This is a genomic window from Pedobacter sp., from assembly GCF_031119335.1.
In the GTDB taxonomy this organism is placed as follows: Bacteria; Bacteroidota; Bacteroidia; order Sphingobacteriales; family Sphingobacteriaceae; genus Pedobacter.
This window is the reverse complement of the sequence record NZ_JAVHXT010000017.1, coordinates 22594-49238: the sequence shown is the minus strand read 5'-3', so window position 1 is coordinate 49238 and position 26645 is coordinate 22594. Positions and strand designations below refer to the sequence as shown.

Genomic DNA, 26645 nt, shown 5'->3' with positions numbered 1-26645 from the left:
AATGACGAGAACGCTACTTCCTTATAAACTCAAACTGTCCGCCAGAACCTAATTTAACTATAGTTGATGGCTGTTTTGGGGTTCTATTTTCCTGTTCTAAATCTACAATGTAGTCTACTGCATCTTTAACATCTTCGCTAATTTCATCGAAGAACTTTGGCGTAGGTTCGCCACTAATATTGGCCGATGTAGATACAATTGGTTTGCGGAAACGCTGAATTAATTGCTGACAAAAATCGTGTTTTGGTATTCTAATGCCCACACTTCCGTCTGTATTAATCACATTTGAAGCTAGGTTTTTAGCATTAGAGAAAATAACGGTCAAAGGCTTTTCCGTGTATTCAATCAAATCGTAGGCAACTTCAGGAACATCGTTCACATAACTTTGTAGCTTGTTGTCGATATCTAGCAGTACAATTAAACTTTTATCCGCAGAGCGACCCTTAATTTCATTTACTTTGGTGACGGCTTCCATATTAGTTGCATCGCAGCCTAAACCCCAAACCGTATCGGTAGGGTAAAGAATTACCCCGCCATTTTTTAGTACCTCTAAAGCTTTATTGATTTCTTCTTTCATCGCCATTTGGCAAAGTTAAGCATTAGAAATGAAGCTTATCTACCTAATTTATTACATTTTACCACACAACATTTGACTTTTTGATGTGTTTCTTTATGTGGGCAAGCAGAAAATTATCAGTAAATTTATATTGATGATAAATGTATAACAACACACACAAATGTTATGAAAAGGATAATGCATTTAGGCAGTTTTTTATTAGTGGCTATGCTGCTATCTGCCTGTTCGAGTTTACGCGTTGCATCAGATTTTGATAGAGACGCAAATTTTAATAGTTATAAAACCTATAATTTTTACCCTAAAGGGCTTGAAAAGTTAGCGGTAAATGGTTTGGACAAAAAGCGGATGATGGCTGCCGTTGACACGGAAATGCAAGCGAAAGGATTTACTAAGGCTGATAAGCCAGATTTATTCGTTAATTTGATTGTGGTAAAACGCGAACGCACCGATGTGTATGATAATGGTTTCGGCGGTCCTTGGGGATGGCGTGGAGGTTGGGGAATGGGATGGGGACCTTTTTGGGGTGGCGGCATGCGAAGTGTTGACCGTTACGAAGAAGGAATGTTCATCATCGATTTGTTAGACACAAAAACCAAAATGCACGTTTGGCATGGTAGAGGAGATGGTTTCAATCTCGATAGCTTCAAAAATAGAGAAGAAAGGATTGTGGTTGGTGTAAAAGAGATTTTGGCGCAATACCCGCCACAGTAGGGTTGAAAAGACCAAAGACTAAAGAATGAGATGTCGCAGTTTAATTCCTGCTAATTTTTCTCTTTCCGCTTTAGTCTTTGGTCTTTCTGCTTTAGTCTTTCCGCTTAAACAGCTACATTATTTTCTCTCAACGCATCATTAAGAGAAGTCTTTTTATCTGTAGATTCTTTACGCTTGCCAATAATTAAAGCACAAGGCACTTGATAGTCGCCTGCAGGGAATTTTTTAGTGTAAGAACCAGGAATTACTACCGAACGAGCTGGTACAATTCCTTTATATTCTACAGGCTCATCACCAGTAATATCAATAATTTTAGTTGAAGCAGTTAATACAACATTCGCACCTAAAACAGCTTCTTTTTCTACACGAACACCTTCTACCACAATAGCTCTAGAACCTAGGAAACAATCGTCTTCGATAATTACCGGAGCAGCTTGAACTGGCTCTAAAACACCACCAATGCCAACACCACCGCTTAAGTGAACACGTTTGCCAATTTGGGCACATGAACCTACGGTAGCCCAAGTATCAACCATAGTACCTTCATCTACATAAGCACCGATGTTTACATAAGAAGGCATCATAATTACGCCGGGAGCCAAGAAAGCACCATAACGAGCACTTGCCATTGGTACTACACGCACACCTTTTTCTTTATAGTCGGTTTTTAAATCCATTTTATCATGGAAAACAAAAGGACCAGCTTTACTTTCTCCCATTTGTTTAATTGGGAAATAAAGGATTACTGCTTTTTTTATCCATTCGTTAATTCCCCAGCCGTTTAAAATTGGCTCAGCAACTCTAATTTCTCCAGCGTTAAGCCTTTGAATTACAGTTTCAATAGCTTCAGTATATTCTTTGTATTGTAATAAGCTTCTGTCTTCCCAAGCTTCTTCTATTTGTTTTTTTAGTTCAGCAATCATTGTATTTTAAAAATTTATGCAAAATAAGTGTTTATAAATTAAAAGTTGAACGTTATCAGTTAAAAGTTGCTTTACTAATTATGTTCCTAGTTTCAATTACCAAATAATAACTATTAACTGCTCAATATTGTTTAATTTTGATGTCATGGGAGAAGCAGAAAAACTTCGTGTCGATAAATATCTTTGGGCTATTCGTGTTTTTAAAACCAGAAGCTTGTCAACCGAAGCTTGTAAAGCCGGAAGAGTGAAGCTAAAAGGACAGAATATTAAACCCTCGGCAGTGGTAAAGATTGGCGATGTTTACCAAATCAGCAAAGGTTTGGAGCGAAAAGTAATTGAGGTGGTAGACTTCTCCTATAACCGAACTGACGCTAAAATTGCAGTGACCAAGTATAAAGATTTAACTCCTGTGGAAGAAACCCACGCTTTTAAATCTGTATTTCATGCACCAACTTTAAAACGAGATAGGGGAGCAGGTAGACCAACCAAGAAAGACCGACGCGAAACAGATGATTTATTGGGTGGCTTTTGGGAGAGTGAAGACTAGTTTTCAGTTGGCAGTTTCTAGTTTTCAGTTAACCGATTAACCAATTTCAACAATTAACCTTTCTTCTTCTTCGCCAAGTTCTGTGCCACACAAAAAGCAACAATCTTCTCAATCAAATCTATTGGCAGCGGTTTGTCTATTGGAAATTGAACTGTGCCTTTAGAGGTATGATAGCCTTTCAAATCTTCGGCTAAAGCTTCCACAGCTTTGCTACCGGGGTATAAACCGATGTGATTTTTATAACCAGCAAAGTGAATTAAATTTCCGTTTAGCGTAAAAGTTGGTATTGCATAGCTGATTTTCTGTTTCGCATCAGGTATCATTCGCTGCAAATCTTCTCTTAATCGTTGCAGGATTTTTTGAGTTTCTGAGGGAAACGATGCAATATATTCGTCGATAGTGGTCGGTTTTTCCATGATTTTAAGTTTTTAACCACAAAGGGCACAAAGAACACAAAGTTTTATTTTTAAAAGATAGATTGGTTGTAAAACGCTTAAAAGTCTCCCCTTTGGGGAGATTAGAGGGGCTTTTTTTTCGCCTCGTTCCAATAAACATCCATTTCGGCAAGCGTCATATCTTGTAAAGCTTTTCCGTTTGCTTTGGCTTTTTCTTCTAAATATTGGAAACGCATAATGAACTTCTTATTCGTTTTTTCCAAAGCATTTTCAGGGTTAATATCGATAAAACGAGCGTAGTTGACTAAAGAAAACAATAAATCTCCAAATTCACCTTCTGCTTTTTCAATATCGATTTCCTTACCCTCTACAATGTTAAACTCGTTTTTAAACTCTTGCAATTCTTCCTCCACTTTTTCCCAAACCTGTTGTTTTTCTTCCCAATCGAAACCAACACCTCTAGCTTTTTCTTGTATTCGCCCAGCCTTTACCAATGCAGGTAACGAAGTCGGCACCCCCGCCAAAACAGATTTATTGCCTTCTTTCAACTTCAATTTTTCCCAGTTCTGTTTTACTTGTTCTTCATTTTCTACCTCAATATCTCCATAAATGTGAGGATGCCTGCTAATCAACTTATCGCAAACACCATTCAATACATCGGTAATATCGAACTGATTTTGCTCATTTCCAATTCTAGCGTAAAAAACCAAGTGCATCATTACATCGCCCAATTCCTTTTTAATTTCCTGCATATCGCCATCTAGAATGGCATCAGAAAGTTCGTAGGTTTCTTCAATGGTTAGGTGGCGTAGCGTTTCCATGGTTTGTTTCTTGTCCCAGGGGCATTGTGTACGTAACGTGTCGAGCACATTTAGCAAACGTAAAAAAGCACCTTCTGGTGTATCGGAACTTATAGGAGGAATGTTAGCTGGCATAATTAAATGACGTTAAAAGCAATTAGGATTGTAGTTAGAAATAGTATGATTAATCCACAAAGGAATAAAATATCTGCTAGTTTTTCTAGCCTTACAGCACGACTTTCGTACTTACTGCGGATAGCCAGAAATGACAATAAGCAACTGCTCATAAAGCCCACAATTGCCAAAGTAGCTCCCTCGTCAATGTAAGAAGCTTCATTCATTTTGGTGATTTTGCTAGACGTAAGCACTACGAAACAAAATCCCAATAAATTTGCAGAGGTACTGAGAATATGAGGGGAATTCGAAGGTCGGTTGCTATGTTCACTCATCGGTTTTCGCTACTTTTTTCTTAAAAAGAGAAAGCTTTTTCCTCACTTTAACCGGTTTTTCTTCTTCGCCTAATAAAATTGCCCAAGCATCTAAGCCATCTATTTTTTGGAAGATAATTTTAAACATCGCCAAGTATGGCATACATAAAAACATGCCCGAAATTCCCCACAGCATTTCGCCAACCACAATGCCAATAAAAGCAATAAGTGCATTTATTTTTACCTTAGAACCTACAATTAAAGGCATTAAAATGTTACCATCTATTGCGTGGATGCCAACATACGCAAACAGAACAAAAAGCGCTTTGGTTGCACCAGCTGTAGCGAAAGTAATGAGCACACTGATGATTAGCGATATCGAAATACCCAGATAAGGAATGATATTAAAAATACCAGCAACTAAGCCTAATAAAATAGCATATTTAACGCCTAAAATAGAAAGTGTGAGTATCATTAATATGCTCACAATAACCATCTGGATAAACAAACCAGTAATATATTTTTTGATGATATACTGAATTTCGTTGATGGTTTCTGATACTTTTATGCGATGCTCTTCTATAAAAACGGTACTTACAAATTTGTAAAGCAAGCGTCTGTAATTTAATATGAAAAAAGTGAATAACAGCGTAAAGGCAACAAACAACAAACTTGATGAAAGCGTAATTAATGTTGTGCCTACCACTGTAGCACTAGTCGCTAGAGCTTTTTCTGCACTATCGGCCAAATACGTTTCCTGCTTGCTAATGTTTACATGAAAAGTTTTGGAAATCCAATACTGTAGTTCATGGAACGAGTTGGTTACCTGTTTTTGCAACAGTGGCCAATCGCCCCATAGTTCGCTAAGCTGTAAGGCGAAGAAATGCCCAACTCCATAGAGCACGGCCAACATAATAATTACCGTTAAAATGGTTGCTAAACTTCGTTTAAACCTCAGTTTTACTTCAATAAAGTTGGCCAGCGGCAACATTAAAAATGCTAGCAGTAAAGAAAATAAAAGCGGAGATAAGATGCTTTTACCAATAATAGCCAAGTAGCCCAGCATTAAAATGGAAAGCAGTGCGAAAGTGAGCCTAACTATGAATGGTAATTGTATTTGCATATTGCGTTTATGACAGGAATAAGTTACTAAAAAATCTACAATTAGACAGTAAATTCTTTAAATGGTTTTAATTGCTCTCAACATTTCTCTTTTACCGGGTGCCCCAGGCAGTTTTTCAATGCTAAAACCACAGCTTTTAACAGCTCTTTTTAAATTTCCGGTGATGGCGTAGGTTACAAAAATACCACCAGGTTTTAAGAAACTGCAAGCATGGGCAATCATTTCATTGGTCCAAAGTTCTGGTTGGTGCCTAACAGAAAAAGCATCGAAATACAGAATATCAAAACGCTTTTCTGTAGAGAAATTTTGTAGTGTAGTATGGCTGATTTCTAAAGTACAGTTAGTGGATATTTCAACCGAATTATCTAAAACTGCTTGATATTTTTCTATAAAATTGTTCCAAATGTTTTGCGGTACGTATTGCTGATATTCCGTAGAAACTAAGGTTTCTTTTGTTAGTGGAAAGGCTTCTATGGAATGGTAATTTAGTTTTCTGCAAGCTTCCTCAGTTTGTGCATAGCTCAGTAAAAAATTCAACCCTGTGCCAAAACCTACTTCTAAAATATCAATTTCTGGCTTTTCGAATTTTTCCAATCCGTGTTTCAATCCAGCCTCAATAAATACGTGCTTGCTTTCTTGCAGTGCCCCGTGAGAAGAGTGGTAATGTTCGCCGATTTCTTCATTAAATAGCGTATTAGAGCCGTCGGCAGTAGGAGTGAGGATATTCATGTGGTAAAATTAACTAAATTACTGGATTGTTGAGCGTAGCGAAATCCCGAAACATCGGGATTAAGTTGTTTTATTGTTGGGTAAATCAAAGCCTAAATAACTCAAATTAAATTGCTGGATTTTTTGGAAATTGATGTAGGCATTTATTGGGAGCTGTAGTCCCGCTTTCCACTACAATCTTTTTGTGAAACGCACTGAGGCTTTTAGACTTCGTAAGTTTAATTTCTCTGTTTATTTTTATTCAATGGTAAAATTGAGGGCTTCGCCGTTTCGAAAACTTACGAAGTCTTGGTTATTTGTAACAAAAAGTATTTCCGTTTCAATCGGGTTTGGGTAACTTAAACTTGTGCACAGCACTTGCATTTTAAACCCGACAGTAGTGGAAATACTTTTTGTTCAGTGATAAAAAACCTCATAGGTTTAATGAGATTGTGCAGAGGAAACCTATGAGGTTTGTGATTGGGGAAAACAAAAAGATTGCAGCGGATGGCGGGACGAACAGTAATAGTAGTAGGCATTTGCTTTTCTAAAACTATAGTATGCCAAAGCCTTTGCTCTTTTATCCTTGTTCCTTTATCTTTATCATATGGATATCGAAAGTTTTAGAGATTATTGTTTAAGCCTGCCCGGAACTACCGAAGGCATGAAATGGGACCATTTGTGTTTCATGATTGAGGAAAAAATCTTCGTGATTTTGGCAATTGATGATGGAAATAGGTTTTCTACCAAGTGTACACCCGAAGAATTTGACGAGCTTACTGCTAGAGACGGTATAAAGCAAGCTTACCATTTAGCCAAAAGGCAATGGGTGCAGATAGAGAATTTAGATGTTTTAAATGATGTTGAGCTGAAGAAACGTGTAGCACGTTCTAGGGAGTTGGTATTGGCTAAGCTGCCGAAGAAGATACAGGCGAAATATCTATAAAATCGTCATTGCGAGGTACGAAGCAATCTTAAAGCTAATAATACAACGTTGTAAGATTGCTTCGTACCTCGCAATGACGAAATGTTTATTACCAAAGTTTAATTCTGTCCTCTGGTTTTTTATAAAGTTTGTCGCCAGGTTTTACATCAAATGCGTTGTACCAAGCATCCATGTTTACTGGTGCGCCAATGGTTCTGTACGGGCCTGGAGAGTGAGTATCAGTTTTAATTAGCTGCGCAGCAGTTTCTGGTAAAACATTGCCTCTCCAAACTTGTGCCCAAGCCAAAAAGAAACGTTGGTCTGGTGTGAAACCATCAATTTTCTCGTTGCTTTGACCTTGTTTGGTCATTTTAAAAGCAGTGTAAGCAGCATTTAATCCTCCTAAGTCGCCAATGTTTTCGCCCATGGTAAATTTACCATTTACGTGTAAAGTATCTAAAACAGTGTACTTGTCAAATTGCTCGCCCAACAGTTTGGTTCTAGCGTTAAATTTAGCTCTGTCTTCGTCAGTCCACCAGTTTTTTAGGTTACCATCTTTGTCATACTGGCTACCAGTATCGTCAAAACCGTGGCTCATTTCGTGGCCAATTACGGCGCCAATACCGCCGTAGTTAATTGCATCATCAGCATCTGGGTGGAAGAATGGGAACTGTAAAATACCAGCAGGGAAAACGATTTCGTTCAACGTAGGGCTATAGTAAGCATTTACCGTTGGAGGTGTCATTCCAAAACGCTCTCTATCTACGGGTTTGCCTAATTGGTTAATGTTTTCGTTATAAGCCCATTTGCTAGCGTTACGCAAGTTTTGGAAGTAAGTAGCTCTGCTGATAACTAGACCATCGTAGTTTCTCCATTTAGTAGTGTATCCCACTTTTGGTCTAAAAGCGTGAAGTTTTGCCAAAGCTTTTTCTTTGGTGGCATCGCTCATCCACTCTAAACCTTTAATACGGATTTCGAAAGCCTTGCGTAAGTTAGAAATTAATTCGTCCATACGAGCTTTAGCCGCAGGTTTGAAATATTTAGCTACATAAAGCTGCCCCAATAAATCTCCCAAAACGCCATCAGTTAACGACGACATACGTTGCCAACGTGGAGTTTGAACTTTTTGTCCGGTTTGTGCTTGTGTAAATGCAAAGCTTGCTTTCACAAATGGAGAACTTAAGCTACTAGCCGAACCTTTTAAAATATTCCACTCTAAATAAGTTTTCCAATCGGCAACTGGAGTTGAGGTTAACAATGCGTTTAAAGTTTTAAAGAACGCAGGCGAGTTAACCAAAACCGTATCTTGTCCGTTAACTTTTAGCTGTGCTAAAGTGTTTGTCCAGTTAATGCTTGGCGTAATTTTGTTGAAGTCTGCAACAGTTAATTTGTTGTAGGTTTTATATGGGTCACGCATTTCTAAACGGCTCATTTGAGCTTCTGCCAAAGCTTTCTCAATAGTGAAAACCGTTTTAGCTTTTTGTTTTGCTACAGCTTCTGTGTTGCCAACTAAGGTAAAAAGTGTAGTCATGTAGGTGTCGTAAGCTTCTCTAATTTTTACACTACGACTGTCATCTTTCAAGTAGTAATCTCTATCGCCAAGTGTTGTACCACCTTGAGAAACGTTTACCATGTATTTGGTCACATTTTTTCTATCTTGGCCAACGCCAAAACCATACAATGCACCACCAAGACCATTTACACGCATATAGGTAATGTGGTCTAGCACTGCTTGTAGATTGTTTAACTGCTTAATTTTCTCTAAATCTGCTTTAATCGGGATATATCCCAACTTTTCGATAGTAACACTATCCATCGCGGCGGCGTAAAAATCACCGACGCGTTTAGTTACTGAGCCAGCTGGTGCAGTTTTATCAGCTGCGGCTGTTTCTACTAAACCTCTTACGGCATTTACGTTAAAATCACGAAGTTCGTTAAATGAGCCCCAACGTGTTTCTTTAGCTGGTACGGGATTTTTTTTAACCCATGCACCGCTTGCGTACGTGTAAAAATCATCGCCTGGCTTAACGCTAAAATCCATATTAGCAGGGTCGATAAACTTTTTAGGTGCTTGTTGGGCGTTCGCAACACTTACCGAAACTACGCCAAGTGCAGCAAAAAAGGTTTTAAACTGATTGATATTCATCTTTGATATAAGTTAGAAAGATGAAAATTAGGAAAAAAGAAAAATCTAATCCTATTATTAATAGAAATATTACTTGAAACTTTAATAATTCTTGCCACAGATTATTAAAGGGTGTTTTAATAGCCGAAATAATTTTTTCTAGTAATTAAAAGAGATTTGTGTATCTGTGGCTGTAATTTATACATGCTACTTATTGAACCAATCGTAGAGTTTGATTAATCCAATTTTTCGGAGAACCTCATTAGTGAAAGAAGACAATCTGAAAGCTTTCATGCTGATTTGTTTTTATATGTATTTAACATTCTTTAACACTTTTTATTGTGCAGTGAAAAAAATAATGTGACGCTACTAAAACTTTATTAGGCATAAAAACCGTAGTTTTGAATAATTCTAAACAACGATATGGCACCACATCAGCATCACGCAGATGGTTGCTGCGGACATCAGCACCCAGACGATAAACATATACATGAGCACGACCATGACCACACTCACGACCATGGCGATGCTGCCTCATTTAAAACATACTTGCCGGCAATTACCAGTTTGGTCTTGTTGTTATCTGCAATTGCATTTGATTATTTCTCAGTTTCTTTTTTCGAAGGATATTTAAGGATAACATGGTATTTGGTTGCCTACTTTTTGGTAGCATGGCCAGTAATTAAAGAAGCGTTCGCTACAGTTGCCAAAGGCGATATTTTTACCGAGTTCTTGTTGATGGTGTTGGCTACTGTGGGTGCATTTGCCTTGGGAGAATATCCAGAAGCTGTTGCAGTAATGCTATTTTACAGTATAGGAGAGTTGTTTCAAGGAGCTGCGGTAAGTCGAGCGAAGAATAATATTAAAGCACTTTTAGATGTTAGGCCAGATACAGCGCAAGTACTTAGGGACGGGGAATTTGTAACCGTTAGTGCAAAAGATGTAACTATTGGGGAAACCGTACAGCTTAAAGCAGGAGAGAAGGCTCCTTTAGATGGAGAACTGGAGAGTGAAGTGGCGAGTTTCAATACTGCAGCGCTTACTGGAGAAAGCAAACCAAATACAATTCGTAAAGGCGAAACTGTATTGGCTGGAATGCTGAATTTGGATGCGGTAATTACCTTAAAAGTTACCAAGAAATTCGAAGACAGTGCGCTTTCTAAAATTTTAGATTTGGTGCAAAATGCCAGTTCAAAAAAAGCAAAAACAGAATTGCTGATACGTAGGTTTGCTAAAATCTATACACCAATTGTGTTCTTTCTAGCAGTTGCCTTAACATTTGTACCGTATTTCTTTGTAGCCAATTACGAGTTTAATGTTTGGTTATATCGTGCTTTGGTTTTCTTGGTGATTTCTTGCCCATGCGCTTTGGTTATTTCAATACCATTAGGATATTTTGGCGGAATTGGCGCTGCCTCTGCTAACGGTATTTTGTTTAAGGGTTCTAATTACTTGGATTTAATTACGAAAGTGAATACCGTAGTTTTAGACAAAACTGGCACTTTAACTGAAGGCGTTTTCAAGGTTAAGGAAATACAAAGCGAGATATCAAGAGAGGAATTTGTCACTTATTTGGCAAGTATCGAAAGTCAATCTACACACCCTATCGCAAAGGCAATCGTAGCTTACGCTGATGGAGCAAAGTTGCTACCAGTTGAAAATGTTAAAGAAGTTGCAGGCCACGGATTAAAGGCAGAAATTAACGCTAATGAAGTGTTAGCTGGCAATGGAAAGTTACTTAAACAATTCGGAGTAGCTTATCCTAACGAGGTTGATGAAAAAGTAGAAACCACAGTTCTGTTAACTGTTAATGGAAGATACGCAGGTTTTGTAACCATTGCTGATGAAATTAAACCTGATGCGAAACAAGCAATTATAGCTTTACATTCGGTTGGCGTAAATAAGGTAGTCATGCTAAGTGGCGATAAAAATGCCATTACGCAGAAAGTAGCAGAGGAATTAGGTGTCGATTTGGCTTTTGGCGATTTACTGCCTGAAGATAAAGTGACAAAATTGGAAGCGATAAAAGCCGAACCAAATAGAACGGTAGCTTTTGTTGGCGACGGTATTAATGATGCACCCGTTTTGGCGCTAAGTGATGTTGGTATTGCTATGGGCGCTTTGGGTAGTGATGTTGCTATTGAAACTGCAGATGTTGTAATACAAAATGATATGCCCAGCAAAATTGCAACAGCGATAAAAATTGGGCGTGCTACAAAGAAGATTGTTTATCAGAATATCGGACTGGCTTTTGGTGTAAAAGCTATTGTTCTCATTCTAGGTGCTGGTGGTTTGGCAACCATGTGGGAAGCCGTTTTTGCAGATGTCGGCGTGGCGTTTCTTGCTATCCTTAATGCTGTTCGTATCCAAAGGATGAGGTTTTAGAAGCTGTTTAAATTTTCTTTGCAAAAAATACAGGTGTCATGTTGAGCTTGTCGAAACATTCTTCATAGAGTAGTCTTCGATACCGATTAAATCGTCACAGGCTAAGCTCAGACTGACAAGTAAAAAGTTTTACTGAAATTTAAACAGCTTCTTAGTTAGTGTGCTGAATTTCTTATATTTGGATATGCCCAATGTAAAAACATACCCACTGCCTGATGAAAAGGTCTATTCCGTTAATGAACTTGATGAGAGTTTAACTTACAGCTATGCAAATTATCTCAACTGGTTTTTTGATGAAAGGTTAGAGCTGATTAAAGGGAAAATCTACAAGATGAGCCCTGCACCTTCCAGATATCATCAAAAGGTGTCTGGAGCAATACATACCCAATTTGCAATTTTTCTAAAGAAGCATTCTTGCGAACTATATGCTGCCCCTTTTGATGTACGATTTCCTTCAGGTAATAAAGAAGACAGGAATATTTATACTGTTTTGCAGCCTGATATTTGTGTGGTTTGCGATAAAAGTAAATTAGATGAGAGAGGTTGTTTAGGTGCGCCAGATTTAGTAATTGAAATTCTATCTCCAGGAAATAATAAGAAAGAACTTTTGTATAAGTATAAAATTTACGAAGAGTTTGGAGTTAAGGAATATTGGATTGTAAGTTTAAGTGATAAGACTGTGCTGAGATATACTTTAAATGAAGATGGAAAGTATGTGCCGTCTAAGTTATTTACTTTAAGTGAGGAAGTTAGTTCTTCTGTATTGCCAGGCTTTGTATTGAAGCTGGATGATGTTTTTGAAGACTAGTCATTGATGTAATATTTCTTTGCGCAGCTTTGCGAGAACTTCCAAAACTTTGCGGTTAATTTTAACGCAAAGATTTTAAGGAATTTCGCAAAGAACGCTAAGTTTGGTTTGCCTAGGATTTTAGTGCAAACAAAACTAAACGTGTCAATCTTAATAAGCAAAAGGATAGAAAGATTAACAATTTACCTGTACAGGCTTTTGTTATCTAAACCCGATTGAAGTGGAAATACTTTTTGTTGCGTCATTTCGATGAGGTACGAAGAGAAATCTGTTAGATAGTAGCATTTAGCCATAAGATTTCTCACATGCGTTCGAAATGACGCCGTCAGAATTCAAAAAGATTACAACGGAAAGCGGGACTAACATTAACAGCATCCCAATTTTTGCTTTTCAAATTAAAATTCAACTGCCAAAAATTCTACTTATAGACTAGATTTTGTAACTTTTGTCAGTAATTTAAGGCGTTATAAAGCTTACAAAAAACCGACAATCGGAGTGCTCTCGTATATTTTATTGTAAAAATCTTATTTAAATAGCGTAACAAATGCATCGGTTAAAACATATTTATAGGAAAAGGCTGTTATAGATGAAGCGATAAAGTAGCGTAATCCACCAATATGGCGTAATTGTTGATAAAATATAAAAATCGAGACGCCGTATTTATAAAACAAATTTATAGTTTAGTGTCGTCCCCGATAACATACAGATTATGGAAGCTAAATTTTCACCACAAGTTAAAGACGTGATTTCTTTCAGCAGGGAAGAAGCCCTGAGGTTAGGACACGATTATATAGGAGCTGAGCACTTGTTGTTGGGCCTTATTCGCGAAGGAGATGGTATGGCAATTAAGATTTTAAAATCGTTAAGTGTTGATACGTTGAAACTTCGCCGCTCTATTGAAGAGGCCGTAAGAGGCACTTCGAGCGTTACGGTTAATTTGGGCAATATCCCATTAACCAAACAGGCCGAAAAGGTTTTGAAGATTACCTATTTAGAGGCAAAAATATTTAAGAGCGATTTAATTGGTACGGAGCATTTATTGTTGTCTATTTTAAGAGATGATGATAACATTGCATCGCAGATTTTATTGCAATACGGTATTAACTACGAGATTTTTAAACAAGAAGTAGAGGTTAATAAAAACGGATTTAGGGATGAAGCGCAAGGTGGCGGCACCGCTGGTGGCGATGACGATTACCAAGAAGAAGAAAGCTTTACTGCTCCTAAAAAAGTTTCGGATATTAAATCGAAAACTCCGGTTCTAGATAATTTCGGTAGAGATTTAACACGTGCTGCAGAAGAGGGAAGATTAGACCCAATTGTTGGTCGTGAGAAGGAAATTGAGCGTGTGTCGCAAATTTTATCGCGTAGAAAGAAAAACAACCCGATTTTAATTGGTGAGCCTGGTGTGGGTAAAAGTGCCATTGCCGAAGGTTTGGCATTGCGCATTGTACAACGCAAGGTATCTAGAGTATTGTTCGGCAAGCGTGTAGTTACGTTAGATTTGGCGTCTTTAGTGGCTGGTACAAAATACCGTGGCCAGTTTGAGGAGCGTATGAAAGCCGTAATGAACGAGCTAGAGAAATCTACGGATGTGATTTTGTTCATCGATGAAATTCACACTATTGTAGGTGCAGGTGGTGCTTCGGGCTCGTTAGATGCTTCGAACATGTTTAAACCGGCATTGGCCAGAGGCGAAATACAATGTATTGGTGCTACAACGTTAGATGAATATCGTCAGTACATTGAGAAAGATGGTGCTCTAGACCGTCGTTTTCAAAAAGTGATGATTGAGCCTGCTTCTCCAGATGAAACGATAGAGATTTTAAATCGTATTAAAGAGAAGTACGAAGACCACCACGGTGTAACTTATACCGAAGCAGCAATTAATGCTTGTGTGGCTTTAACATCTAGATATATTACCGATAGATTTTTACCTGATAAAGCGATTGATGCTTTGGATGAAGCTGGTTCGAGAGTTCACTTGACCAATATTCACGTTCCAGATAATATCATTGCTATTGAAGCTAAAATAGAAGATATTAAGGTAGAGAAAAACCGTGTAGTAAAAAGCCAAAAATATGAAGAGGCTGCTAAACTACGTGATACGGAGAAAAACTTGCTTGAAGAATTAGATAAGGCTAAGGCTGAATGGGAAGCAGAAACTAAGACTAAACGTTACGAAGTTTCTGAAGATAACGTAGCAGAAGTGGTTTCTATGATGACTGGTATTCCACTACAACGTGTTGGACAAACTGATAGCACTAAGCTATTAAACATGTACGATACGATTGCGGATAAAATTATTGGTCAGGATGATGCAATTAAGAAATTAACCAAAGCTATTCAACGTACCCGAGCAGGATTAAAAGACCCTAAAAAGCCAATTGGTTCGTTCATTTTCTTAGGTCCAACTGGTGTTGGTAAAACGGAGTTGGCTAAAGAATTGGCTCGTTTCATGTTCGATGCGGAAGACTCGCTCATACAGATTGACATGAGTGAATACATGGAGAAATTTGCCGTTTCTCGTTTGGTAGGAGCGCCTCCAGGATATGTTGGTTATGAAGAAGGTGGTCAGTTAACTGAAAAAGTTCGCCGTAAACCTTATTCGGTGGTGTTGTTAGATGAAATAGAGAAAGCACACCCAGATGTATTCAATATCTTGTTGCAAGTGTTGGATGAAGGTCAGCTAACCGACAGTTTAGGTAGAAAAGTTGATTTCAGAAATACCATTATCATCATGACTTCTAACATTGGCGCACGTCAGTTGAAAGACTTTGGTGCAGGTGTAGGTTTCTCAACTACTGCTAAAACAAGTCAGACAGAAGCGCACAGTAGAGGTGTAATTGAAAACGCTTTGAAACGTGCTTTTGCTCCAGAGTTTTTAAATAGAATTGATGATGTGGTTGTGTTCAACTCACTTGGAAAAGAAGAAATCTTCAAAATCATTGATATCGAATTGAGAGGATTGTTCGGCAGAGTACTTTCATTAGGATATGAAATTAAGTTGACTAATGAAGCGAAAGATTTCATTGCAGAGAAAGGTTTTGATAGTGCTTTTGGTGCACGTCCGTTGAAACGTGCTATTCAAAAATACTTAGAAGACCCAATTGCAGAGGAAATTTTAAAAGGCGAAGTAAACGAAGGCGATACGCTTGAAGTGAACTATGATAAGGAAAAAGAAGAAATTGTAATTTCATCTAAGGGCAGTAGCAAGAAGAAGAAAAAAGAAGAAGGAGCTTAAAACTGAATATAGTCCCGAATTAATTTCGGGACTTTTTTATTTTATTAAAAAAACCTTACCAACTGATGCTGACCTGTAGCGAAGCGGAAAGCTACGCAGTAAAATAAATTCAGCACGAACCGCACTTCACCGTCATCCTGACCATGCAATAGCGGCGAAGCAAATTTATTTCAGGGTCAGTTAGCATAACTAATATTTAAATAACATGAGAATATTGATACTACTTTTTGCAGTGACTTTGTTGCTCGCTTGCAGCCCAAAGGTTAGCCAAACAGGTAAAGCTTCTTATTATGCAGATAAATTTAATGGTAAGAAAACGGCAAGCGGCGTTACGTTTAGAAATTCTAAAAAAATTGCTGCACACAAAACGCTGCCTTTCGGTACAAAAGTTAAAGTAACAAATTTATCAAACGGAAAAAGTACCAAAGTCGTAATTCAAGACCGTGGGCCTCACGTAGCAGGTAGAATAATAGACTTATCTAAAAAATCCGCTCGTAAAATTGATATGATTAATCAAGGTGTGGGCAATGTAAAAATTGAGTATAAGAAGAAAAAATAGGGTAATTTATTTTCATGCAAACGTGTGAAATGAGTGCTTTTTAAAAGTTTAATATTCTTTATTTGTTTGGTGTACAGGCTGGTTGTGAGTGTTTTAGCGTTGGATGGTCTAAAAAAGTAGATAAATTGATTTTGCTGCAAACGTTTGTGTTAAGATTGTTTTCAGAGCTAATTATTTAGCATTTACATTTGTAGCCCGATTGGTTAAAAGCAATCGAAATCTACCAGACCCTATATCTACCAAATGAAAAACGCATTATGAATTAGCCGTTACCCAACGAATTAATAATTAGAGATTTGTGCGCAATCAAAACAGATTTAATTGAGCTTGCGGTTTTTTAAATAAAGAACTGTTAAGCTCAATTTTTTTGATGTTTAAATTGTTTAACCTGCAATGCAATTTAAAAGTAGTATTAATCATTTCAGAGAAATTCCCTTCGCCACGCATTCTAGTTCCAAACCTACTATCGTTTACATTTCCACCGTGGCAATCTTGTATTTGGTGCCACACTTTATCAAACCTATCGGGAAAATTTTTTCTGAGCCAATCTTCAAATATTTGATGGATAACCCCATTTAACCTCACTACTGTATAACCAGCAGAAATAGCTCCCGCATTGGCACTTGCTTTTAAAATTGCTGGTATTTCGTAGTCGTTTAAGCTGGGTATCATTGGTGCTGCCATTACACCCATTGGCACGTCTGCTAAACTCAATTGTTCAATTACTTTTAAGCGCTGTTTGGCCGTTGTGGTCCTGGGTTCTAGTTTTTGCCTTAAATCCTCATTTAAACTAGTGATAGAAACAAAAGCGAAAACTAGTTTATACTTTGCCATTTCTTGTAGAATGTCTAAATCTCTAAGGATAAGCGAATTTTTAGTGATTAAAGAAATAGGTTGCTTGTATGCTAAAGCAATTTCTAACATCTGCCTAGTCAGTTTATATTTTCTTTCGCAGGGCTGATAACAATCTGTATTTCCCGAAAGGCTGATGGGGTAAGCTGGCCAGCCTTTTTTTTCGATGAATTTTTTGAAGAGCTCGGGTGCATCTTGTTTTACGATGATTTTGCGTTCGAAATCTAAACCAGCACTAAAGCCCCAATACTCATGAGAGTTACGAGCATAACAGTAAATACAGCCATGTTCGCAACCTTGGTAAGGGTTAAGCGAATACATCATGCCCACATCTGGGCTTTCAACTTTGTTAACGATGCTTTTTGCAGAGCTGTAAATGAAGGATGTTTTTTCGTTTGAAATTTCCCAATCATCTATGCCCTCAATGTGTTCTTGGCTCAGTGAGTTTTTTAAAAATTTGTTGCTTGTATTAAGCTGTGCACCTCTGCCATTTAAATAAACATTTCCTTCTTCATCTGTTTTCATAAGATGAAATTACTAAAAATATTAGTATTTTAAGATGATTTTTTACTGGTTCTTTATGAAAATATACGGCTTTTGGATGGAGCAAACTTAAATAGTTGTAGATGGTTTGTATGATAAACCCGATTGCAGCGGATCCCGATTTTATCGGGAATTGCAGCACAAAGCGGGGCTGAGTTGACCGAAATGAGATGGAAATGCTTTACAAAAACTATTTTACAGCTATAGGCTTAAACTCTATTGGTACAGCATCTGCCATTTTTTCATAAGCCCAATAACCCTTATACAAGAAACTTCGAGGGTTGGCAATGCTCCCATTTTTATAGAATAATATTGGCGGTGCCACCAAATTGATTAACGACACTTGATAATTTCCCATATCTGGCGAACGACTTACCTGAAAACCCATTTTTCCGTATTCTTCGTCTTCTTTTTCTTTGGTATACATCACAAAAAGCTCGTCGGTGTAGTTAAGACTTTTTAGATCTTGGTTGTAGATTTTCACCAGCGTATCTGTAAGTACTTTAGCCTTATTTAAAACGGCCATACTTTTAGGTTTACCGCGTTCTTTTAACCAATAATTTAACGAATCGTCTTTGTTAAAGGTGAGTGCGTTAATAGCCTTTGGACCTATTGTTAGCTTCCTGATATTTGCACTGATGACACTGTCTGGCTGTCTGTTTTTATTACCAATGGTAGCTAATTTATGGATCACGAAACCTTCTTCATCAATTTTATTGTTGTACAGCGATTGATAAAAGTGCTGCGATGAACCGTAATAAGCCATATTTCGCTTTTTGTTCCATCTGTTTATTTTAGATTTGGAGCCTTTCATTTCTTCGAAGAACGGAAAGCCAGCAAAATAAACAATACGGGTGGTGTAATCGTACTCGAAGTTTTGCAATAGGTACTTAATTCGGTAGCCTAAAGCCTTGTTTTCTATAATTAAGAATTCGTTGCTACTAACAGTAAGTTTTCTGCCTTGTTTATCATAATCGATAATTAGCACATCGCTATTTAGTATTTTACACTCTTTTGCATTCGGTGTTCTGCCGATAAAGAAATCTTTAAAAACGTTAAGGTAATGCAAGCGGTTAGGATCTGGCTTAATTACTACCTCATTTAATAATACTGTGTTGGCTTTTAGCGTAGCATCTATGTGGATGTTTTTATCGTTAATAATAATGCTTCTGGAAAAAGGTAAATAACCAACTACTTGGATTAGTACGTCGTAACTGCCTGCTGGTAATTTGGGTAGAGAGAATTTTCCTTCGCTATTGGTGATGGTTGAAATTTTAGTGCCACTTAAATAAACTGCAGCTCCAGGAATAGTTTCTTTATCGTCGCGTACGGTACCGCTAAGGGTAAAATTTCCTTGCGCAAAAGTCACAAAAAAAGAAAAGATTAGAAAAAAGAATAAAGGGAAAATTAATCTCATATTCTAAGTTAACTAATATATTAGTTTTTAAAAGAATTTTTTACGAAAATTTCGTAGGTAACTTTTTTGTTGTCTTTTCTGTATCTTTAATATCAAGAAACCAAATACCTATGAAAGAGAAGTTAAACTGCATTATTATAGACGATGACGACCTTGACCGAATGGCGGTAGAGGCAGAAGTCAATCTATTTCGGAACCTACAACTAATAGGCAGCTTTGGCAACCCTATAGAAGCATTATCGGCAATGCAAACCACTAAGCCAGATGTACTTTTTCTGGATATTGATATGCCAGAGCTTAGCGGGCTAGATTTTGTGAGGCGTATCGCTGATTTGAATAGCATTAACGTTATTATTTCTTCACATCCAGAATATGCACTAGAGGGTTTTAAGTTAAATGTGTTCGATTTTATTCTGAAGCCCTTGGAAACCGTCAGGTTTGAGCATACCGTAAAACGTATTTATGATTTTGCGCAATTGAAAGACAAGGCAAGTGCTTACGATGTGCTTTTTGAAAACGAAAAAATCATTTTTAAAGAGGGACATAACATGATGTATTTAAACGCTAACGAAGTGATTTATTTGGAAGCGTACGGAGATTACACCAAAATTGTAACCGATAAAAAAGACCACCTAACGCTAACCACTTTGGGAAGTTTTTTGGAACTGTTGCCCGAAGGGAAATTTAAGCGAATACATCGAAGCTATGTAGTGCCAACCAGCGGTATTGCGGGCTATGGCACCAAAACACTTACCTTAACTAATGGGATTATTTTGCCCATCGGTAAAACCTATTTAAAAGAAACCAAGCAAGTCTTTAAATAAACAAGATGAAGAATTATCTACTTACATTATTGCTAGTTTGCTTAACTAGTTTGGCTTTTGCACAGGGTAATGAGCATACCGATAAATTAAAAAAGCAACAAAAGAAATGCGATGAGATTATGGCTACGTTTAGTGGTAAGCCAGAAACTTTAGAAGCATTAATTAAGGAAGGGAATATTGGTTTAAAAATGACTAAACCTAGCGACCACGAATTTAGGTTTGCTTTTAACATGGCTATTGGTACTGGCTACTATTACAAGCAAGACTTTAAAAATACACAGCTACATTTTGAGCAAGCATTTGATGATGCACAAGATGCAAAACTATTAGAGAAAAGTCTAAAACCGCTAGGACATTTGGTGGTTTTGTATCATTATTTGGGTTTGCAAACTAAAGCAGATGCTGCTGCGGTAAAACTAAAATACTTTGTAGAAAGTAACGATACGCTAAAAACCAAATCGCACATTTACTACAATTTAGGTATTTACAATCAACAGCAAAAATTTTATTATAGTATAGCGCTAAGCAATTTTTTAAAGGCGGTAGAGTTGCATAAACCTATTGCAGATACTACTAAAATTGTAAAGCAAAAGCTAGATTACGCTGTGATGTTATCGGTAGTTGCCGAGGTTTATATTTACATGAAGCAGCCCAAAAAAGCCATTGAGTATTTAAACGAAGCAAAACCATACCTAGGCTTGTCTAAGATTATTGACATTAGCGCTTACGGAAAATTTGTACGCAGTTATGTGCAGCTAAATAATAGAGCAGAGGCGCTAAAATACTATCAACTGTTACATGCTACTGCAGGAGAAGGGCAGGGCAATTGGTCGGAGATGGTGTCTTCTAGCTTGGAGATAGCGGCGCTGGAAATGAAGGCTGGCAATTTTGCACAGGCGAAAAAATATATAGACAAAGCAGATGTACAAGCAAAGAAAGATAATAAGGAAATCCTTACATCGTCTGTAAATGCTACTTATGGCGATTATTACAAAGCGTTAAAAAATTATCCTTCGGCCATTAAGTATTATAAATTGGCAGAAAATGGTTCTCGAACCTATAATAAAGAGCAATATGTAGATTTATTGAAGTCGCTTACAGCTGTAGAAATCTTATCAGGAAATCAGCAATCGGCACAAACCCACTTTAACCAATATGTTTCGCTGTCGGATAGTTTGAACCAAAGCAAAATATCTTTGAATTTGGCAGAAATGGAAGCTAAATTTCAAAATCAATTTAAAGAACAAAAAATTGGAGCATTAAATAAAGAAAATGATATTAAGGATTTGCAATTGCGGCAAGAGAAAACTACACGAGCTTTGTTAATTGGTGGAGCTGTATTGTTGTTACTTGTTTTAGCGGCAATTTTATATAGCTACAGAACTAAACAGAAAGCTAATTTGCTGTTGGCTTTTAAAAATGCGCAGTTAGATGCTTTAAACGAGGAGTTGAGTAATGCCAATCAGACGAAGACTAAGTTGTTCAGTATCATTTCTCACGATTTACGAAGTCCAGTGAGCCAGCTTTTTACATTTTTGAAATTACAGCAGGCCAACCCAAATGCTTTTTCGGAAGAAAATAAACAGCAACATCAGCAGAAATTAATGCAGTCTTCAAGGCAATTGCTAGCTACCATGGAAGATTTGTTGATTTGGTCTAAGAGCCAGATGGAACATTTTGAATTGATGGAGAACCAAATTGATGTGGAAGGTTTGTTTAGCGAAGCAAAGCTATTGATGCAAAATCAAGCGGATGCTAAAAATTTAGAGATTAACATTGCCAACCTTGGTGTTCAAAGTTTGCAGAGCGATGAAAATCTGTTAACCATTGTACTACGGAATTTAATTCAGAATGCCATCAACCACGCTTATGAAAGTACAGCAATTGATTTAAGCACGGGGGTGAATGAGAAAAATCAGTCGTTTATTACAGTGGCAAACAAAGGGGATGTAATTTCTGAAGAGAAAATTAACGCATTGATGAACGAAACCCATGTGCAAAGTAAATCGTCTGGTTATGGTTTGGTGATTGTGAAGGAGTTATTACAGAAGATTGATGCATCATTGCAGATAGTAAGTGATGAGAATAGTACTAAGATGACGGTGTTTTTTGCAAAGTAATTCCTTCATCGATTATTTGATATACTTTATAGATTAAAAAAAGATACAACTTCCTATGATCCATAGATTTAATATCAAATCTTATGGATATGAAGACGAATTTAAAATCATCCCAAAAAAATGTACAGCTGCTATTATTGTTAATGATAGCCACTGTATTTTCTTGCACCTCTAACTCGGGTTCAAAGCCAACTGATGGAAATACCCAAACCTCAAAAAACACAAAAGAATACTTCTCCGTAAAAATTGACGGCGTATTATGGGAAGCATTTCCATCCAAAGAGTTTAAGGCCTACAACGTTAGCTATAAAGAGCTGGGTCATCAGTTTTCTATTTTCGCAGAGGCGGAAGATGGTTCACGAATGGATGTGTCATTTCATTCGGCAACTGAACTGAAACCCGGCAACTATCCATCCACTAGAAACGACAATGGCATGTTGAGCGGTGTGTTCTATTTCCCAGAGGCTAAAAGTTCGGATAAGGAAATGGCCAGTACTACTTTCGAATATCCTGTTCAAGAGAACACTGTTCAGCTCCTTAGCATCGACAAATCTGATAAAAAAGCTTATGTAATTGAAGGCACATTTTCGCCAACCTTACATGCTGTTTACGAAACTAACCCTAAAAAAAGCAGCAAGTTAACCGAAGGAAAATTCAAGGTAATTTACAGACCAGATGCCATGAACCCTGCATTTTAGCTTAGGCGTTTCCCTTTGCCGATTATTCCTATCCCTTTATCGATAATTTAAGCTACAGAGGGCTGCGGTTCTCTAACTTCAATACGTAAAATCTTTAATGCCAGCTAAAAAACGCTGAAAAAATATAAAGACATGAAAAAAAGCCTACTCTTCCTAGTCATCATCACTATCGCTCTGTTGTTTAATGCTTGCTCCGAAGCAGGTTTAACTGGCCCCGAAGGCCCTGCTGGTCCGAGTGGTCCTGCAGGTGCAGTTGGTGCGGCAGGCAAAGATGGCAGCATTATGTACAGCGGTACGGGCGTGCCTGCCACAACGCTTGGTGTAAACGGCGACTATTACCTCGATAAAAACAACGGAAATTTGTACGGCCCAAAAACAGTAGCGGGTTGGGGCACTCCTTTTACGCTAATGGGTGCAACGGGAGCTACTGGTGCAAACGGAACCAATGGAACTAACGGCACCAATGGAAGTACAACTTTGAGTGGCAGCGGTACACCTTCTGCTGCGGTAGGTATAAACGGCGATTATTTCCTCGATAAAACCAATTATTTGCTTTACGGCCCTAAGTCGGGTGCAGGTTGGGGAACACCAATTTTGCTGAGAGGTGCAGATGGTGCGCAAGGGCCAACTGGTGCTGCTGGGAAAGATGGCAGTATCATGTATAGCGGTACAGGAGCGCCTGCAACAAGTATTGGCATAAATGGCGATTACTACTTAGATAAAAACACAGGAAATTTATACGGCCCTAAAACGGCTGCTGGTTGGGGAAGTCCACTAATTTTAAAAGGTGCGACTGGCTCAACTGGTGCTACTGGTGCCAATGGTACAAACGGCACCAATGGCAGCACTACTTTGAGTGGTAACGGTGCACCATCTTTAGGCATTGGCGCTGTTGGCGATTATTATTTAGATAGAGCCAATTACCAACTTTATGGGCCTAAATCTGGCGCTGGTTGGGGTACGCCACTTTTATTAAAAGGTGCTGATGGTGCGCAAGGTCCCACTGGGCCAGCAGGAAAAGATGGTAGTGTAATTTATAGCGGTGCAGGTTCGCCAGCGCCAGGATTGGGTGTAAACGGCGATTACTACTTAGATACCACTTCAGGTAATTTATATGGGCCAAAAACTACTGGCGGTTGGGGAAGCCCAACTACGTTAAGAGGTAACAATGGAACTAACGGAACCAACGGTAGTGTAACGCACAGCGGTTTGGGTACGCCAGATTTATCAACCGGTGCAAATGGCGATTATTACTTAGACAGAACCAATTATTTATTATACGGACCAAAAAACGTAGATGGCTGGGGTGTTGGCCTTTTATTACGCGGAGCTGACGGCGCACAAGGTCCAATTGGCCCTGCCGGTGCAGATGGTTCTGTAATTTATGCGGGAGATTATTATCCTGCCCCAGCACTAGGTAAAGTTGGTGATTTTTACGTGATGAAGTATCCTGCTACATTTTTAGGGCCTAAAACCATAGCGGGATGGCCATCAACAGGCATAAATTTAAAAGGAGCCGACGGTACAAATGGAACGAACGGAAACAGCATTTTAAATGGTGGCGCTCCTCCTCAAAACACCCAAGGTAACGACGGCGATTTTTACATCGATTTAACTACCTATACCATGTACGGTCCTAAAGCTGGAGGTGCTTGGCCATATCCGGGCACTTCACTAAAAGGTGCTGATGGGAACTCAAACGTAATTGCATTGGAAACTGCAGACACATTTACTTTCTATTGGAAATATCAAACTGGTGATACGTACGTGCTTACCAAACAAGGTACATTTGCAAATGACACCACTTCAGTCTTTAATATTCCTGCCGCAAATGTTGCAGCTGCAAATACGGGAACAGTACTAGTGTATTTGCGTAACAATGGAGGCCCAGGAGTATCAAGTTGGAAACAACTGAACTATACAGATTACGGTATTGGTGTGAGTTATTTTTACAATTATCATCTTAGAATTGATGCCACAACTGCAAAAGTGAGAGTAGTCTGTAAGTTTAATACCACCTCACCAACTTTTAATGCAGTAGATAAAGTAAGGATAGTGATTGTTCCACCAAGTTCAACTGGAACGCTGAGCAACATTAACCAAAATACGCCAATGTTGCAAACCATGCAAAAGCTCAATTTGCGAGATAAGGATTTCAAGAAACTAAACTGATAAAGCCTAAAAGTGACATTTCTATACGGAGATGGCACTATTCAAACATTCTTACATTTTAATTATTGAACTTATGAAGAGGCTAGTCATTCTTTCGTGCTTATCAGTTACATGTTTTCTCTTCAATGCAAAAGGACAAGATGTGGCACAAATTACCAAGCAAAAACCTTTTGCTTTAAGCGGCACTTTGGGTATTGGTTTGGGTACTTACAATGTAAAAGGTATTCCCGCTAGGCAAAGAGATTTTAACTACATATTTAATGGCGCACCGACTTTATCATTGTATGGGGTTTCTTTTCCGTTTTCGGTGGTAGTTAGCGACCAACAGCGTAGCTACACACAGCCTTTTAATCAATATGGCATTAGTCCAACCTATAAATGGGTTACAGTTCATGCAGGTTGGCAAAGTTTAGAGTTTTCCCCATTTACCTTAGCGGGACATAATTTTTTGGGCGGTGGAGTAGAGTTAAATCCTGGTAAGTTACGCTTAGGTTTTGTGTACGGAAGATTTAACAAAGCCATAGAGGAAGACCTGAACCAACCCTTAGCTTTGGCACAACAACCTGCTTACAAACGTACGGGCTATAGTGCTAAAATTGGATTGGGCACAGAACGCAACCACGTTGATGTGATTTTCTTAAACGCAAAAGACGACCCTACATCACTTACTAGACCAGTAACCTCCGGTATTTTAAATCCTTCAGAAAATATGGTGTTAGGTATTTCTTCTAAGTTCAGTTTCTTAAAAAGATTTGTTTGGGATATGGATGTTGCAGGCAGTATTTACACCAGAAATGTATTGTCTGATACCGTTAAAAACTTAAAATTAGATAAAATAGATTTCATTAAGGATTTGGTGACACTAAACTCGTCTACACAATTACTTACCGCCGGACAAACAAGTTTAGGCTACAATGCTACCAATTACAATATCAAGCTACGATACCGCAGGGTAGACCCCGATTATAAAAGCATGGGTGCTTACTATTTCGAAACTGACGTACAAAATTATACCATCGAAACCATGGTTAGGCTGTTAAAAGGTCAAATGCAGGTAGGGGGTAGCTTTGGTTTGCAGAATGATAATATTTTAAAAGATAAAGCATTGCGCTCTAACCGAAAAATAGGCTCGGTAAACGTATCATTTAATAGGCCAAGTTACGGTGTAGATTTGCGCTACACCAATTTTGGCATTACACAAGACCGCGGTTTAAACCCGGTAATAGACCAATTCCGTGTGGCGAGAACAAACCACAATCTAAGTTCTGTTTTAAGGTACAGCATCAATAAAGAAGCCATTGCTCACGGTTTTATTTTGGTGGGCAACCTACAATCGCTGGTAGATTTAAACAATTTTACTAAACCAAACAGCAAGTCTAATAGTAAAATGTTAAACTTTTCTTACCAGTTTGGTTTGCCTAAAAAGGCATTTGGCGCCAGTGCAAATATGAGCTACACCGTAGCTGATGTTGCTTTCGGTAGAACTATTTTTTATGGACCAACTTTGGGCATTAATCAGGCAATAGATAAAGGTAAGCTAGGTTTAGGCGCATCCCTAAGTTATCAGTTACAAGAAAATAACAGTGTTGATGCAGGTAGTATTTTTAACGCCAATTTTAACAGTTCTTATCGCATAGGAAAAAGAAATGCCGCAACATTTACACTTGGCTATCTTAAAAGTAACTCTAAAGACATTACGCTGCCATCTTTTAATGAGCTAAGGTCTAACCTTGGTTTGGTACATTCTTTTTAAAACTCAAT

At 38.1% G+C, this 26645-nt stretch carries 22 protein-coding genes; 12 read left to right on the top strand and 10 right to left on the bottom strand.

All coding sequences use genetic code 11. From position 1 onward, the window contains the following. Positions 1 to 13: 13 nt before the first annotated feature. Positions 14 to 577, bottom strand: coding sequence for an L-threonylcarbamoyladenylate synthase (locus tag REI64_RS15845; protein ID WP_308851116.1), 564 nt, complete (start codon positions 575 to 577; stop codon positions 14 to 16). Positions 578 to 742: 165 nt separating this feature from the next. Here REI64_RS15845 and REI64_RS15840 point away from each other — a divergent pair, with 165 nt between their 5' ends. Then, complete coding sequence (locus REI64_RS15840; RefSeq protein ID WP_308851115.1) at positions 743 to 1288, top strand: DUF4136 domain-containing protein; 546 nt, start codon at positions 743 to 745, stop codon at positions 1286 to 1288. A gap of 104 nt (positions 1289 to 1392) precedes the next feature. Here REI64_RS15840 and REI64_RS15835 read toward each other — a convergent pair whose 3' ends face one another. Next, positions 1393 to 2211, bottom strand: coding sequence for a 2,3,4,5-tetrahydropyridine-2,6-dicarboxylate N-succinyltransferase (locus tag REI64_RS15835; protein ID WP_375141999.1), 819 nt, complete (start codon positions 2209 to 2211; stop codon positions 1393 to 1395). Between the two features lie 145 nt (positions 2212 to 2356). Here REI64_RS15835 and REI64_RS15830 point away from each other — a divergent pair, with 145 nt between their 5' ends. Beyond that, the gene (locus REI64_RS15830) at positions 2357 to 2758 is read left to right on the top strand and encodes a S4 domain-containing protein (RefSeq protein ID WP_308851114.1); all 402 of its coding nucleotides are present in this window, start codon (positions 2357 to 2359) and stop codon (positions 2756 to 2758) included. A gap of 53 nt (positions 2759 to 2811) precedes the next feature. On the opposite strand, the gene REI64_RS15825 is transcribed toward REI64_RS15830, so the two are convergent. The 5 genes from REI64_RS15825 to mnmD form a co-directional block, all read right to left on the bottom strand. Continuing rightward, a complete protein-coding gene (locus REI64_RS15825) occupies positions 2812 to 3174 on the bottom strand; it encodes a DUF1801 domain-containing protein (RefSeq protein ID WP_308851113.1) in 363 nt (120 codons plus the stop codon). 101 nt (positions 3175 to 3275) lie between these two features. Then, positions 3276 to 4088: a nucleoside triphosphate pyrophosphohydrolase gene (gene mazG, locus REI64_RS15820; RefSeq protein ID WP_308851112.1), complete on the bottom strand. Its 813-nt coding sequence runs from the start codon at positions 4086 to 4088 to the stop codon at positions 3276 to 3278. 2 nt (positions 4089 to 4090) lie between these two features. Beyond that, positions 4091 to 4294, bottom strand: coding sequence for a hypothetical protein (locus tag REI64_RS15815; RefSeq protein WP_308851111.1), 204 nt, complete (start codon positions 4292 to 4294; stop codon positions 4091 to 4093). A 100-nt stretch (positions 4295 to 4394) separates the two neighbouring features. After that, a complete protein-coding gene (locus tag REI64_RS15810; RefSeq protein WP_308851110.1) occupies positions 4395 to 5504 on the bottom strand; it encodes an AI-2E family transporter in 1110 nt (369 codons plus the stop codon). Positions 5505 to 5561: 57 nt separating this feature from the next. Then, positions 5562 to 6233, bottom strand: a complete 672-nt coding sequence (gene mnmD, locus REI64_RS15805; RefSeq protein ID WP_308851109.1) for a tRNA (5-methylaminomethyl-2-thiouridine)(34)-methyltransferase MnmD — start codon at positions 6231 to 6233, stop codon at positions 5562 to 5564. A 586-nt stretch (positions 6234 to 6819) separates the two neighbouring features. Between mnmD and REI64_RS15800 the strand changes: the two genes are divergently transcribed. Next, positions 6820 to 7158 (top strand): MmcQ/YjbR family DNA-binding protein, encoded by a 339-nt coding sequence (locus REI64_RS15800; RefSeq protein WP_308851108.1) that lies wholly within the window; start codon positions 6820 to 6822, stop codon positions 7156 to 7158. A gap of 88 nt (positions 7159 to 7246) precedes the next feature. Here REI64_RS15800 and REI64_RS15795 read toward each other — a convergent pair whose 3' ends face one another. Beyond that, positions 7247 to 9283 carry a M13 family metallopeptidase gene (locus REI64_RS15795; RefSeq protein ID WP_308851107.1) on the bottom strand — a complete coding sequence of 679 codons (2037 nt, stop codon included), beginning with the start codon at positions 9281 to 9283 and terminating at the stop codon, positions 7247 to 7249. 402 nt (positions 9284 to 9685) lie between these two features. Here REI64_RS15795 and REI64_RS15790 point away from each other — a divergent pair, with 402 nt between their 5' ends. The 4 genes from REI64_RS15790 (at position 9686) to REI64_RS15775 (ending at position 16258) form a co-directional block, all read left to right on the top strand. Continuing rightward, positions 9686 to 11647, top strand: a complete 1962-nt coding sequence (locus tag REI64_RS15790; protein ID WP_308851106.1) for a heavy metal translocating P-type ATPase — start codon at positions 9686 to 9688, stop codon at positions 11645 to 11647. Positions 11648 to 11807: 160 nt separating this feature from the next. Beyond that, entirely contained in the window at positions 11808 to 12455 is a 648-nt protein-coding gene (locus tag REI64_RS15785) for a Uma2 family endonuclease (protein WP_308851105.1), read from the top strand. A gap of 709 nt (positions 12456 to 13164) precedes the next feature. Next, positions 13165 to 15699 carry an ATP-dependent Clp protease ATP-binding subunit gene (locus REI64_RS15780; protein ID WP_308851104.1) on the top strand — a complete coding sequence of 845 codons (2535 nt, stop codon included), beginning with the start codon at positions 13165 to 13167 and terminating at the stop codon, positions 15697 to 15699. A 205-nt stretch (positions 15700 to 15904) separates the two neighbouring features. Then, positions 15905 to 16258, top strand: a complete 354-nt coding sequence (locus REI64_RS15775) for a septal ring lytic transglycosylase RlpA family protein (protein WP_308851103.1) — start codon at positions 15905 to 15907, stop codon at positions 16256 to 16258. Positions 16259 to 16564: 306 nt separating this feature from the next. Here REI64_RS15775 and REI64_RS15770 read toward each other — a convergent pair whose 3' ends face one another. After that, complete coding sequence (locus REI64_RS15770) at positions 16565 to 17635, bottom strand: PA0069 family radical SAM protein (protein WP_308851102.1); 1071 nt, start codon at positions 17633 to 17635, stop codon at positions 16565 to 16567. A 208-nt stretch (positions 17636 to 17843) separates the two neighbouring features. Further along, a complete protein-coding gene (locus tag REI64_RS15765) occupies positions 17844 to 19070 on the bottom strand; it encodes a carboxypeptidase-like regulatory domain-containing protein (RefSeq protein WP_308851101.1) in 1227 nt (408 codons plus the stop codon). A gap of 110 nt (positions 19071 to 19180) precedes the next feature. Between REI64_RS15765 and REI64_RS15760 the strand changes: the two genes are divergently transcribed. The 5 genes from REI64_RS15760 to REI64_RS15740 all read left to right on the top strand — a co-directional run bounded on the left by REI64_RS15760 (position 19181) and on the right by REI64_RS15740 (position 26637). Continuing rightward, entirely contained in the window at positions 19181 to 19894 is a 714-nt protein-coding gene (locus REI64_RS15760; RefSeq protein ID WP_308851100.1) for a LytTR family DNA-binding domain-containing protein, read from the top strand. Positions 19895 to 19899: 5 nt separating this feature from the next. Beyond that, the gene (locus REI64_RS15755; RefSeq protein ID WP_308851099.1) at positions 19900 to 22014 is read left to right on the top strand and encodes an ATP-binding protein; all 2115 of its coding nucleotides are present in this window, start codon (positions 19900 to 19902) and stop codon (positions 22012 to 22014) included. Between the two features lie 89 nt (positions 22015 to 22103). After that, positions 22104 to 22712, top strand: coding sequence for a hypothetical protein (locus REI64_RS15750; protein WP_308851098.1), 609 nt, complete (start codon positions 22104 to 22106; stop codon positions 22710 to 22712). Between the two features lie 132 nt (positions 22713 to 22844). After that, positions 22845 to 24884: a hypothetical protein gene (locus tag REI64_RS15745; RefSeq protein WP_308851097.1), complete on the top strand. Its 2040-nt coding sequence runs from the start codon at positions 22845 to 22847 to the stop codon at positions 24882 to 24884. A gap of 73 nt (positions 24885 to 24957) precedes the next feature. Beyond that, positions 24958 to 26637 carry a hypothetical protein gene (locus REI64_RS15740; protein ID WP_308851096.1) on the top strand — a complete coding sequence of 560 codons (1680 nt, stop codon included), beginning with the start codon at positions 24958 to 24960 and terminating at the stop codon, positions 26635 to 26637. Positions 26638 to 26645 lie beyond the last annotated feature (8 nt).